We start from the raw sequence: 12,170 nt of genomic DNA, 5'->3' as shown, positions 1-12,170 counted from the left end.
GCCTCAGCGCCGGCCGCGCGGCGCCTCCGCCTTGGCCGGCGGCTCCGTCTGCGGCGCGCAGGTGGCGGTGGCCAGCGAAGCCTGCGCCTGCTGCATCAGGCCGGGTTCGGCGGCGAGCGCCTTCATCACGATGAGACCGGTCGTGGACGGGGAATCGATGATCAGCCGGTCGGCGGCGGTGACTTCCTCGTCCTCGGGCAGCGCGTTGTGCTGCGCTTCCGTCATCAGGTCGAGCTCGATCACCTTGCGCCCCGCCGAGCGGTCGTTGATCGCGTAATAGGCGATCTCGTTGCGGGTGTAGAACGACAGCGAGGTATAGGCCTGGCTGACCGGCACCTTGAGCTTGAGCGGGCCGCCCGACAGATCGTAACGGCAGATCGCGATCGCGAAGGCCGGGTCCATGAAGGGCATCGGCGAGTTGTTGGGATCGGCAAGCGCAAGCTGGGTGACCGCGTTCTCCTTGGTCATCGGCGTCAGCCGCGAATAGGCGTCCTGCGTCGCGATCCGCGGCAGCGCCAGCACGCTGACGAGGTGGACGACGAGGCCGAGCAGTACGCCGGCGAGAATCGTGAACGCGAGCCGGATCATGGGCAGTTCACCGTCGAAATCGTCGGCATTGGCGCATCGCGCTGGGTGCGCGTGGCGACCCCCACCGGCGTATCGTATAGCCGCAGCATCAGCGCGTAGCGTTCGATGCCGCCGGTCGGCAGCCAGTTGCCGGCGCGCGAGCGCGAGGCGATGCGGATCTCGAACGAGCCGTCCGACTGCCGCAGGATCTCCTGGCTGGTGAAGCCGTAGCGCTGCAGCGCATTGGCGACGAGGTGACCCTTGCGGTCATAGAGCGTCAGCGTCCAGAAGCGGGCAGGCGGCGTCACGCCGGAGACCACGACGTCGCAGCGGCCGTCGAGCGCCTTCTTCTTGTCGTCGGTGGTGGCGGTGAAAGCGACGCCGTCGCCAGTGCCGATCGGCAGCTCGCCATTGCGCACGATGGTGGCGCGCGAATAGGGATCGACGTCGGCGGTACCGGTGCGCGGACGGGCAGTCCAGGCGCCGATCGTGAGCGCACCGATGTCGGTGCCGCGCGTCGTCGTCATCCAGGTGGCGCCGACGCCGACGACGGTTGCCAGCACGAGCGCAGTCAATGTGATGAGGATCAGCCGCACGGGTTTCGATCAGTTCTTGCGCGGCGCGGTGGAGTTCGCATTGTCTTCTGCCGCGTAGTTTTGCGGGAAGGCCAGCGCGCTCGACGTGGGCGCCGGCTTGGCCGGCTTCGTTGTATCGTCAGACGTGGTTTTGGTCGCGGTCTTGGCGGCATCGTCGAGCAGCTTCTCGACGCGCACCAGAATGTCGGCGCCGCGCTTGGTCAGCACGGGCGGCGGGCCGGGTTTTGTCTCCAGCACCTTCGGTGCCGCAAAACCCGCCGCGTTGGCCACCGGCTGCGGCGGCAGCTTCGTGCCCATGCCGATGCCGGGAATTTCCCTGACCTCGACGCCCTGATGGGCGGCGACCATGATGTCGTGCCAGGTCTGCGCCGGCAGCGAGCCGCCGGTCATGCGGTTGGTCGGCGAGTAGTCGTCATTGCCGTACCAGACCGCGCAGGTGAAGTTGCCGGTGTAACCGACGAACCAGGCGTCGCGATAGGCGTTGGTGGTGCCGGTCTTGCCGGCGGTCGGGATGCCGTCGAGCGCGGCGCGGCGCGCGGTGCCTTCGCTGACCACGTGGCTCATCATGCCCGCCATGTCGGCGGCGATGTTGGCCGGGATGGCCTGCTTGGGCTTCGGACCGTCGCGGTCCCAGCGCCAGACCAGGTCGCCCGCGCCGGTGCGCACTTCCAGCACCGAGTGCGGGGTCACCGACCGGCCCCGGTTGGGGAAGGTCGCATACGCAATCGCGTGCTCGATCACGGTGACTTCGTCCGAGCCGATCGGCATCGACGGCGTGTCGGGCAGCGGCGCCTTGAGACCGAAGCGGCGCGCAACCTCGACGATCTTGGCGCGGCCGGCCTTCGGGCCGTCCTTGCCGCCGATCGCGATCGACAGCTTCACGGGCACGACGTTGATCGAGCGGGTGATCGCCTGCGTCAGCGTGACGGAACCGGAATAGGAATGGCCATAGTTCTGCGGGCACCAATTGCCGATACAGACCGGGCCGTCGACCACCTTCGAATTCGGCGTGAAGCCGTTGAGGAGCGCCGTGGTGTAGACATAGGGCTTGAAGGAGGAGCCGGGCTGGCGATAGGCGTCGGTCGCGCGGTTGAACTGGCTCGCGCCATAGTCGCGGCCGCCGACCATGGCGCGGACGCCGCCGTCGAGATCGCCGACGACGGTCGCGGCTTGCGTCGCGTGATAATCGCGGCCGAACTGGCGGAGCTGGTTCTCGATCGCGTCTTCCGCCGCCTTCTGCACGTTCATGTCGATGGCGGTGCGGACCACGAAGACGCGCTCGGTATAGGATTTCGGAAAGGTGTCGACCAGCTTGCGCATCTCGTCGAATGCGTAGTCGAGATAGTAGTTCGGCGAGGCCTCGTCGCGGCGGTCGACCGCGAAGGCGGGGTTGCGGCGGGCGCCGAACACCTGGCCCTCGGTCATGAAGCCGGCGTCGACCAGATTGTCGAGCACGACGTTGGCGCGGGCGCGCGCCGCGGGCAGGTTGATGTGGGGCGCGTATTTGGTCGGGGCCTTGAACAGGCCGGCCAGCATCGCGGCTTCCGATAGGGTCACGTCGCGGGCCGACTTGTTGAAGTAGAAATGCGCCGCACCGTCCACGCCAAAGGTGCCGCCGCCCATATAGGCGCGGTCCAGATACAGCTTCAGGATCTCGTTCTTGGTCAGCCGGGTTTCCAGCCAGACCGCCAGGAAGGCTTCGTTGACCTTGCGCTCGATGGTGCGCTCGTTGGAGAGAAACAGGTTCTTGGCGAGCTGCTGCGTGATCGAGGAGCCGCCCTGGCGGACGCCGCCGGCCTGGGCGTTGGTGACGAGCGCGCGGGCCGTGCCGGCGATGTCGATGCCAAAATGGTCGTAGAAGCGGCGGTCTTCGGTCGCCAGCGTCGCCTTGATCAGCACGTCCGGAAAATCTTCCAGCGGAATCGAGTCGTTGTGCTTGATGCCGCGGCTGCCGATCGGGTTGCCGTAGCGGTCGAGGAAGCTCACCGCGAGGTCGGATTTCTTCAGCCAGTCCTCGTCCGCCGTCTCGCGGAAGGCGGGGATGGCGAGCGCCAGCAGCAGCACCAGTCCGCCGAGACCGAGGGTAGCAGCCTCCGACAGCGGCTCGATGAACACCCAGCGCTTCCACCGCCCGACATAGAAGCGGTCCATGAAGGTCGAGTAGCGCTCATAGAGCTCGCGGATACCCTTGGCGGAGGAGAACAGGGAGGAGTCGATGCGCGCATCGAGATCCAGGAAGAAGTTCCTGAACCTGGCCTTCCAATGCGGTGGTATGATCTGGCGCACCTAGAACCCTTGAGGCTCGGTTCGAAAGCGTTCAAGCACCCGACCGGGGCGGCATCGAGACGTCTTGCTTGGATGTTGCGGCAAACCCAAGGCGCGCCTCCCGCGTCCGAGGGGACTCGGAGTTTGTTCTAACCGAGCGGAGGCCATAAACCAATGGCTGCACTCGGGATTTTGAACAACAGGCTGAACGGGACCCGCGCTTCTACGGGGCCGTCACGACACGGCTTGCGGCGCCGTTGTCCCGCGCCCTACATGGGTTAACCAAGACTCTTGCGAAACCAGTTGAAGATGTAATGACGGCAGCTCCCAAACGACCTTCAGACCAGGAGGGATTCTTCTGGAAAACCAAGACGTTGGAACAGATGTCGGAGGCTGAATGGGAGAGCCTTTGCGACGGCTGCGGGCGCTGCTGCCTGGAAAAGCTCGAAGACGAGGATACCGGCCAGATCTATTTCACCCATATCGGTTGCAAGCTGCTCGATGCCGGTTCCTGCGCGTGCAAGGACTATCCGAATCGGTCGCAAAAGGTCGCCGACTGCGTTCGCCTCTCCCCCGAGAATGTCCGCACATTGAATTGGCTGCCCCCGAGCTGCGGCTACAAGCTCGTTGCCGAGGGGCGCGACCTCTATTGGTGGCACCCCCTGATCTCGGGCGATCCCAACACCGTGCATGAGGCTGGCGTCTCCGTGCGCGGCCGAGTCGAGGGCAGTGAGGACGAGATCCCGGTCGAGGAGCTCGAAGACCATATCGTCCGGTGGCCGGCCCTGCTGCCGAAGCGGGCGCGGCTGAAGAAGCCTCCAAAGGCCTGAAGCGCGGGACCCGATCACGCCATTGCGATGGCCGCACGGCGGGATGCTCCCATGCACGGGGGTGCCTGCCAGAGAAGAGATTTGCTGCATAAGTTACGTCTCATAGAACGATTCCATCGCGGCGTTGGGCCGCGGCAAGATCTGCGTCCGAGATGAACAAATTCGACCGGCAGAGCAGTTCTGCCGACATCGGGCCTTTGCCCGACGACATTGCCGAAGAGCTGTCCCGCCTTCCGACCGAGGTCATCAGCGTCAGCGACGCCCCTTCGCTCGCGCCGCCGGCGCCGCTGTCGACGGACGAGGTCCGCACCATCGTGATCAGCCTGATGCTGACGATGTTCCTGGCGGCACTCGACCAGACCATCGTCGCGACCGCGCTGCCGACCATCGGCCGCCAGTTCCAGGACGTCTCGAACCTGTCCTGGGTGATCACGGCCTATCTGCTTGCCGGCACGGCGGTGGCACCGGTGTTCGGCACGCTCAGCGACATCTATGGCCGCCGCGCCATGCTCATCACCTCGCTCAGCCTGTTCGTCGCGGGCTCGGTCCTGTGCGCGGTCGCGCCGAATATGCCGATGCTGATTTTGGCGCGCGGCCTGCAGGGGCTCGGCGGCGGCGGTATCATGCCGGTCGTGCAAACCGTGATCTCCGACGTGGTCTCCCCGCGCGAGCGCGGCCAGTACCAGGCCTATTTCTCCAGCGTCTGGATGGTCGGCGGCATTTTGGGCCCCGTGATCGGCGGCGTCTTCGCCGAGCATCTGCACTGGTCGATGATCTTCTGGATCAATCTGCCGCTCGCGGCTGCGGCGCTTGCGCTGCTGCTGCCGAAGATGGGCAAGATCCCGGTGTTCCACCGCAAGCGCAAGGTCGACTGGCTCGGCGGCGTTTTGCTGATGGCCGCCGCCGTCGTCTTCATGCTGGTGCTGACCTGGGGCGGCACCCGCTATCCCTGGCTGTCGCCGACGATCCTGGCGATGGTCGGCGGCTCCATTGCGCTGGCGTTCGTCTTCATCTGGCACGCGCGGCGCGCCGCTGAGCCGTTTTTGCCGCTGCCGCTGCTCAGCGGCACGGTCGCGCCTTACGCGATGACCGCCGGCGGCTGTGCGCTCGGTGCGCTCACGGGCCTGACCGTCCAGCTCCCGCTCTATTACGAGTCAGTCTATCACCTCAGCGCCAGCGAAGCGGGACTTGCGCTGATTCCGCTCGCGGCGATCTCGACCTGCGGGGCTGCCATCGCCGGCCGCACCATGGTTCACGCCAAACACTACAAGCGCGTCGCGATCGTCGGCACCTCATTCGCGGCCGTGTGCGGCCTCGGCCTCGCGCTCACCACGCTGCCGCTGTGGGGTCTGCTGACGTTGATGGGCGTGTTCGCGCTCGGGCTCGGCACGACATTCCCGGTCTGCGTGGTCTCGCTGCAAAATTCGGTCACCCGCAGCCAGATCGGCACCATCACCGGCGCCATGAATTTTTTCCGTTCGCTGCTGTCCTCCTTCACTGTGGCCGCATTCGCTGCAATTTTGCTGATTGCGCTCGGCACCGACGTGCCGCTCGCCGGTGAGCATCATCATCACGGCGCAGTCAACGCGATTGCCTCTGCCGACATGATGACGGCGTTCCGCTACGTCTTCGGCGCGGCGGCCGCGATGATGGCCTGTGCCGCACTGTGCCTGATCGCGATGGAGGAGCGGCCGCTGGCCGGCCCCGCCGCCGCGCAACCGGTCGAGATGGCGGAGTAGGGGACCGCCCTCTATCCACCCCGGTCGTCATAGGGATTGTCATTCGCGCTGCCAGCGATCGCTCTTCGCGCCTCCGCCGCAAGATGTTCCCTCAGCCGCGCGAGCGCCTCGGGCGGCCAGTGGCTGACATCTGTGACCGCGACCCAGGCATCGACATAATGCTCCGGCGCGTAGACATGGCCGTAGCCCATGGGCGTGCCGGTCGCGACCGCCATGTCGAGCGCAAGCTGAAGCATGGTGACGACGGGATACCAGGTTAGGTCCGGCGACACGTCCGGCCCGCGCGGAGCGTCCAGCCAGGCCGGGCGCCGATACGCATCGTGGTAGTCGAAGAAGGTGATCGCGTCGCTGGCATATTGCAGATAGACGACGCGCATCGCTCCCCATGGGCTATCGGGGGCGACCGTCGGCCCATTCTGGTTCATGAAGCGCACGAAGCGGCTGTCGCGAAATTCGGGCAGCCATGCCGGAGAACCCGCGTTGCGATTTGCGGTGACCGAGCGCCAGATGCGGCTCTCGAACGGCGGTCCGCTCCAGAGCGCGCCGGCGATCGGATCGCCGATGGTCTCGAACAACTCGGCTGACTTTTCCGAGTTCATCGCGCCGAGGCTGAGCCCATGCAGGTACAGTTTTGGGCGCTTGTCTCTCGGCAGCGTCGTCCAATAGCCGTAGATTTCCGAAAACAGGGCGCGCGCGGCCTCGGCGCCATATTCGGGCTGAAACAGCAGCGAGAGCGGGCTGTTGAGGTAGGAATACTGCATCGCAACGCTCGCGACGTCGCCGTCGTGGAGATATTCGACCGCGTTCATGGCGGCGGGATCGATCCAGCCCGTGCCGGTCGGCGTGATGACGATGAGGGTGGAGCGCTCGAACCCGCCCTGGCGCTTCAATTCCTCAAGCGCGAGCTTTGCGCGTCCTCGCGCCGTGTCGGCGCCGCGCAAGCCCACATAGACACGGACCGGCTCTTGCGCCGGCCGCCCCGTGAGCGCGCCGATCGCGGCTGCCGTCGGTCCTGACGCCACGAACTCGCGGCCGGCACGACCGAGTTCATTCCACTTCACCAGGGATGCCGTGCTTCCCGTCTTTCCGGGCGCCGTCGGCCGCGGCCGTTCAGGTTCAAGAAGAGCGTCGAATTCGCGGAAGGAGGAATCGAGCGCCGTGAAGGCTGTGCGGATGAGGAGATTGTTGGCGATCGACCAGAACAGCAGGGTTGCCAGCAGAACACCGAGGACGTTCGCGATCTTTCTCGGAATGAAGCGCCGGATGCGCGTGGATACGAAGCCGGTCACGAGCTTGAACAGCCGCGCCAGCGCCAGAAGTGCGACGAATGTGACCAGTGCGATCGCGCAGACCTTGAAGGGATGGGCGCTCTCGACCGGCTCCATGTTCATGACGGCACGGATCGAGTTCTGCCATTCCGCCGCGCGCCACAGAAAAATAATGACGACGAGCAGGCAGGCTCCTGCGATCAACATGTTGGCGGTCGATCGTATCAGCTCGGAAGGCTCGGGCAGTTCGAGGTAGTGCCACAGCCAGCGCCAGAAGATGCCGGCCCCGTAGCCGATCGCAAAACAGGCTCCGGCGAGCGCGCCCTGGGTGAGATAGCTCCGTGGCACCAGCGTTGGCGTCAGGGCCGCAGCAAAGAACAAGCCTCCCAGCACGATCCCGACGCCGGATAGCGATTGCATCTGCCGCCGGACGATCCAAACCGGGTATTTCACGACGCCCATTGCGCGACTTCCCCAACGAGACGGCGATATGCCGGTCTCCGGTCGTCGAACAACTATTGCACAACCCGTCCTGTTCACAACTGACGCGGTGCTCACCAGATCGCGATTTGACATTTTTTCAGATTGTGTAAAAAACGACAAATGGGACCGAAAACGCGCATTCTCGACGCAACCATGCTCGTGTTCCGCCGTCATGGCTTCCGCCGCTCCTCGATCGAGCAGGTTGCGGAGGCCGCCGGCCTGACGCGGCAGGCGCTCTATCATCATTTCGAATCCAAGGAAGCGCTGTTCCGCGCCGTGATCGCGCGCGTGCACGAGACCGCCATTGCTGCCGAGGAGGCTGCGATCGGCGAGGTGGAGAAGGCCGGCCGCAGCTTCGCTGACATTCTCGTCGCCGGCATGACGGCGCGGATGCAGGCCATGATCGGCTCGTTCGACGGATCGCCGCATATCGAGGAGCTGTATTCCGAACACCTCGTGCATGGGCGCGACCTCTACCAGAAATACTCGGCAGTCTACGCGGAGCGGCTGGTCGCGACGATTGCGCGGATCGCGCGCAAGCAGAAGCTTGCGCTGCCGCAAGGCCTGTCGCCGACCGAATTCGCGCGGCTTGTCGAAATGGCGGTGCACGGATCGAAGTCGCAGCATCCGGCGATGCAGCCGGCCGATGCGTTCCTGAAGGACATGGCGCTGATGGTGCGAACGCTCTGTGCGGGCGCCGCGCCGAAATCGCAGGAGCGGCCCGCCAACAAGGCGGAGGCAAGAGCAAGATCGTCACGCAGCAAAGCTGGAGCACGTTCATGAGCACGATGACCATCAATGGCCGCGTCGAAACCCTGCCCGACGATCCCGACGCGCTGCTCATCGACGTCGTGCGCGACCAACTCGGTCTCACCGGCACCAAGCTCGTCTGCGGTGGTGGCGTCTGCGGCGCCTGTACGGTGCTCGTCGACGGCGCGCCGGTCACGAGCTGCCTGATGCCGGCGCACGCGGCGGCCGGCAAGTTCGTGACGACGGTGGAGGGCATTGGGGCAAAGGACCTGCACGCCGTGCAGAAGGCGTTCATGGCGCATGACGCTCTGCAATGCGGCTTTTGCACGCCGGGCTTCGTCGTGGAGGCGGCCGCGTTCTGCGATCGCTGGCGCGCGGCGAATGGGACGGCGCTGCCCTCGCGCGAGGAGATCGGCGCCGCGCTGTCCGGTCATCTCTGCCGCTGCGGCGCCTATGACGCGATCTTCCGCGCCGTCGCCGATGCCTGTGCCGGCCGCTTCGACGGCGATAATTTCGCAAGTCCGCGCATCGAGGCGTGCGACAAGGTGACGGGCTCGGCCAGGTACACCGTCGACGTCAGGCATGACGGCCAGCTCGAAGGCGTGATCCTGCGGTCGCAGCATGCGCATGCGCGCATTACGGCGCTCGATCTGGCGCCTGCGCAAGCGCTGCCCGGCGTCACCGCGGTGTCGCTGCTGTCCGAGGACCGCATCGTGCGCTATGTCGGCGAGGCGATCGCGGCGGTCGCGGCGAAGGACCACAGAAGCGCGCTCGCTGCGCTTGCTGCGATCAAGGTCACCAGCGAAAAGCTGCCCGCGGTGATCGGGCTCGATGCCGCGCGGAAGGACGATGCGCCCGTCGTGTTCGACCGATCGAGCCGCAAGAAGGCGGGCAACGTCTCGGAAGCGGCCGGCGGGCCGGCGCCGTGGAAGGGAAACCTGCGCGGCCCGACCTCGGTGTTTGCAAGGCGCGCCAAGAAGGCGCGCAACTGGGTGAACGAGGCGCGCCAGGCGAACAACGCGCTGCTCGTCGAAGCGACGTTCCGCACCGGCACGCAGCAGCACACCTGTCTCGAACCCCATGCTGCGGTGGCGCGCTTCGACGGCGGCCGGCTGACGGTGCATGCCTCGTCGCAGTGGGTGGTGCATCTGAAGGATCAGATCGCAAAACGCTTCAAGCTCGAGCCATCAAACATCCGCGTGATCGCCGACCATGTCGGCGGCGGGTTTGGCTCGAAGGCGAGCCTCGGCACGGAAGCGATCGCGGCGGTCGAGCTCGCGCGCGCGGCGAAGGCGCCGGTGCGGGTCGTCTACGATCGCCACGAGGAATTGTCGGTTGCCGGTTATCGGCCGGCGGCCGAGGTGAAGGTCGCGCTGCTTCCCGCCGCGGACGGCGGATTGAAGGCGATGTCCGTCATCGCCCATGCCGACACCGGCGCCGCGATCAACTCGACGATCGCGGGCCTGGCGAGGCTGATGTACCCGGCCGAGGCCAAGGAGCTGTCGGATTTCGACGTCATCAGCAATTTGCCGCCGGGTGCGGCGTTCCGCGGGCCCGGCGGACCGCCGATGGCGTTCGCGGTGGAGCAGGCCGTCGACGAGGCCGCCGTTCGGCTCAAGACCGATCCGATTACCTTACGCAAGCGCTGGGACCCGGATCCCAACCGCCAGCGGCTCTATGACTGGGCGCTGGGCCTCGATACCTGGCGTGACTCTCGGCGCAACCGCGCGACGGCGCAAACCGGCCGCTATCGCCGCGGTGTCGGCGTCGCGACCGGCTACTGGTTCTATCTCTGGCAGCCCAAGGTGAAGGTCGAGGTTGCGGTCAAGGGCGGCCGCGTCGTGCTCTCGACCGCGACGCAGGATATCGGCACCGGCACCCGCAGCGTGCTGGCCGATACGTTGGCGCGCGAATTCGATCTCGAGCCTGGGGAGGTCGAGGTGCGCATCGGCGACTCCTCGCTGCCGGAAGGTCCCGGCTCCGGCGGCAGCCGCGTCACCGCCTCGGTGCTGCCGCCGACGCTGACCGCGATCCAGAAGCTGAAGGACGCGATCCTGGCGCAGGCCACGCGCAAGCCCGCGCCCGGCTCCAACGCGCCGTGGCGCGAACTGATTGCGCGCGCGCCTGATATCGCCATTTCGGAAACGCGCGGCGAGGACGGCCGCAACACGGCGCCCGGCATCCGCTCGCCGCTGAAAGACCTCGGGCTTCTGGGACTGGTGTTCGGCTGGATGATGCGCCGCAACTCCAACCTCGTGATCGGCGCCGGCGTGCCGAGCTCGGTGCAAGTCATCGAGGTCGAGGTCGACACCTGGCTCGGTCACGTGCGCGTGCTCAAGGTGCACACGGGGATCGCGGTCGGGAAGATCGCGGCACCCCAGCTCGCGCACAGCCAGGCCTGTGGCGCTGTCATCCAGGGGCTCGGCTACGCGCTCTACGAGGCGCGCGAGGTCGATCCGCACAGCGGCGACGTGCTCACATCAGGCATGGAGGATTATCGCATCCCGGGCATTGCCGACACGCCCGAGATCGACGTGCATTTCGACCAGGCCGGCTTCGATCACGTGCTCGGCAGCAGCGTCGGCATCGGAGAGGTGGCGACGGTGCCGACCTCGCCCGCGGTCGCCAACGCCATCTTCGACGCGATCGGCATTCGTCTCACTGAAATTCCGATCGGGCCCGACCGCATCGTCGCTGCCCTGAAGGGGAGGACCGCGGCATGAGCGCCATGGCAGCCAGAATAGAAAATGCCGCGCCTGAATTCCGGGCCGCCGGCACTGATCTCTCGGAGCGCAGGCGCAGCGGGGTGTCCCGCGGGCCCATCGTCGATCTCGCGGTGACATCAGGCACGATCGGGATCGACTGGGCTCAAGATGGCTCGGCCCGCATCGGCGCCTTCACCACGATCGCGGCAATCGCAGCCGATGCACGCATCCGCGATGCCTATCCCGGCATTGCGGATGCCGCGCAAGGCCTCGCCACGCCGCAGATCCGGAATCTGGCAACGCTCGGCGGCAACCTCGCCCAGCGATCGCGCTGCTGGTACTTTCGCAATCCACAGATCGACTGTCTCAAGAAGGGCGGCTCCGATTGCCCGGCGCGATCGGGCAATCATCTCTATCACGCGGCCTTCGATCTCGGTCCTTGCGTGGCACCGCATCCCTCGACCATGGCGATGGCGCTTCTCGCTTATGACGCCACTGTCGCGACGGACCGGCGCAGCCGATTGTCGATCCCCGATCTGCTCGGCGATGGCAGCAACGGTGCGGCCGATCATTTGCTGGCGCCGGGCGAAAGGATCGAGACTATCGCGCTTCCCGCGCCGGTGGCGGTTGAGCGCGCCGATTACAAACGCGCGATCGGCCGCACCTACGCGGAATGGCCGCTGGTCGAAGTCTGCGCGCGCGCCGTGCTGTCCGGCGGCACCTTCCAGCGCATTCACATCGCCGCCGGCGGCATCGCGCCGGTGCCGCTGCGGCTGACGGCCTGCGAGGTGGCCCTGGAGGGACGGCCGGCAACCGCGGAAGCTATCGCGCAAGCCGCGCAGCTCGCGAGGGCAGGTGCGAAGCCGCTGCCGATGACGGCCTACAAGCTCGCGCTGCTGACAGGCCTGGTGCGCGACGTGGTGGAGCGGATTGCGAAGTAGGGTGGTCGACCCCTTTCGTGAGGCCC

Annotated in this window: 9 protein-coding genes; 5 read left to right on the top strand and 4 right to left on the bottom strand. The window is 66.4% G+C overall.

The window, feature by feature from the left end; all coding sequences use genetic code 11:
- Nucleotides 1–3: 3 nt before the first annotated feature.
- The 3 genes from KUF59_RS29110 to KUF59_RS29100 are packed head-to-tail and all read right to left on the bottom strand — an operon-like array spanning nucleotide 4 to nucleotide 3,449.
- Nucleotides 4–588, bottom strand: a complete 585-nt coding sequence (locus KUF59_RS29110) for a DUF1254 domain-containing protein (RefSeq protein WP_212455631.1) — start codon at nucleotides 586–588, stop codon at nucleotides 4–6.
- On the bottom strand, nucleotides 585–1,163 hold the full coding sequence (locus KUF59_RS29105; RefSeq protein WP_212455630.1) for a DUF1214 domain-containing protein: 579 nt from the start codon (nucleotides 1,161–1,163) through the stop codon (nucleotides 585–587). Before KUF59_RS29105 ends, KUF59_RS29110 begins: the two co-directional genes overlap by 4 nt.
- A gap of 9 nt (nucleotides 1,164–1,172) precedes the next feature.
- Nucleotides 1,173–3,449 (bottom strand): transglycosylase domain-containing protein, encoded by a 2,277-nt coding sequence (locus KUF59_RS29100; protein ID WP_212455629.1) that lies wholly within the window; start codon nucleotides 3,447–3,449, stop codon nucleotides 1,173–1,175.
- Between the two features lie 293 nt (nucleotides 3,450–3,742).
- Between KUF59_RS29100 and KUF59_RS29095 the strand changes: the two genes are divergently transcribed.
- The gene (locus tag KUF59_RS29095; RefSeq protein WP_212455628.1) at nucleotides 3,743–4,258 is read left to right on the top strand and encodes a YcgN family cysteine cluster protein; all 516 of its coding nucleotides are present in this window, start codon (nucleotides 3,743–3,745) and stop codon (nucleotides 4,256–4,258) included.
- A gap of 152 nt (nucleotides 4,259–4,410) precedes the next feature.
- Nucleotides 4,411–5,997 (top strand): MDR family MFS transporter, encoded by a 1,587-nt coding sequence (locus KUF59_RS29090; RefSeq protein WP_212455627.1) that lies wholly within the window; start codon nucleotides 4,411–4,413, stop codon nucleotides 5,995–5,997.
- Nucleotides 5,998–6,008: 11 nt separating this feature from the next.
- Here KUF59_RS29090 and KUF59_RS29085 read toward each other — a convergent pair whose 3' ends face one another.
- Entirely contained in the window at nucleotides 6,009–7,727 is a 1,719-nt protein-coding gene (locus KUF59_RS29085) for an alpha/beta hydrolase (protein ID WP_212455626.1), read from the bottom strand.
- A gap of 141 nt (nucleotides 7,728–7,868) precedes the next feature.
- Between KUF59_RS29085 and KUF59_RS29080 the strand changes: the two genes are divergently transcribed.
- From KUF59_RS29080 to KUF59_RS29070, 3 genes are read left to right on the top strand one after another with little or no spacing between them, the layout of a single operon-like run.
- Nucleotides 7,869–8,531: a TetR/AcrR family transcriptional regulator gene (locus KUF59_RS29080; RefSeq protein ID WP_212455625.1), complete on the top strand. Its 663-nt coding sequence runs from the start codon at nucleotides 7,869–7,871 to the stop codon at nucleotides 8,529–8,531.
- Nucleotides 8,528–11,221, top strand: a complete 2,694-nt coding sequence (locus tag KUF59_RS29075) for a molybdopterin-dependent oxidoreductase (protein ID WP_212455624.1) — start codon at nucleotides 8,528–8,530, stop codon at nucleotides 11,219–11,221. The genes KUF59_RS29080 and KUF59_RS29075 overlap by 4 nt, the downstream gene beginning before the upstream one ends.
- Complete coding sequence (locus KUF59_RS29070; protein ID WP_249139982.1) at nucleotides 11,218–12,144, top strand: FAD binding domain-containing protein; 927 nt, start codon at nucleotides 11,218–11,220, stop codon at nucleotides 12,142–12,144. The genes KUF59_RS29075 and KUF59_RS29070 overlap by 4 nt, the downstream gene beginning before the upstream one ends.
- Nucleotides 12,145–12,170 lie beyond the last annotated feature (26 nt).

It is taken from the genome of Bradyrhizobium arachidis (assembly GCF_024758505.1).
Taxonomy (GTDB): domain Bacteria; phylum Pseudomonadota; class Alphaproteobacteria; order Rhizobiales; family Xanthobacteraceae; genus Bradyrhizobium; species Bradyrhizobium manausense_C.
The sequence above is the reverse complement of the archived record's forward strand: the minus strand, read 5'-3'. Positions and strand labels throughout refer to the sequence as shown.

What these genes read in the sequence shown, in the direction of transcription:
- KUF59_RS29110 (WP_212455631.1), bottom strand. Translation starts at nt 588, where the DNA reads ATGATCCGGCTCGCGTTCACGATTCTCGCCGGCGTACTGCTCGGCCTC.
- KUF59_RS29095 (WP_212455628.1), top strand. Translation starts at nt 3,743, where the DNA reads ATGACGGCAGCTCCCAAACGACCTTCAGACCAGGAGGGATTCTTCTGG.
- KUF59_RS29090 (WP_212455627.1), top strand. Translation starts at nt 4,411, where the DNA reads ATGAACAAATTCGACCGGCAGAGCAGTTCTGCCGACATCGGGCCTTTG.
- KUF59_RS29085 (WP_212455626.1), bottom strand. Translation starts at nt 7,727, where the DNA reads ATGGGCGTCGTGAAATACCCGGTTTGGATCGTCCGGCGGCAGATGCAA.
- KUF59_RS29080 (WP_212455625.1), top strand. Translation starts at nt 7,869, where the DNA reads ATGGGACCGAAAACGCGCATTCTCGACGCAACCATGCTCGTGTTCCGC.
- KUF59_RS29075 (WP_212455624.1), top strand. Translation starts at nt 8,528, where the DNA reads ATGAGCACGATGACCATCAATGGCCGCGTCGAAACCCTGCCCGACGAT.
- KUF59_RS29070 (WP_249139982.1), top strand. Translation starts at nt 11,218, where the DNA reads ATGAGCGCCATGGCAGCCAGAATAGAAAATGCCGCGCCTGAATTCCGG.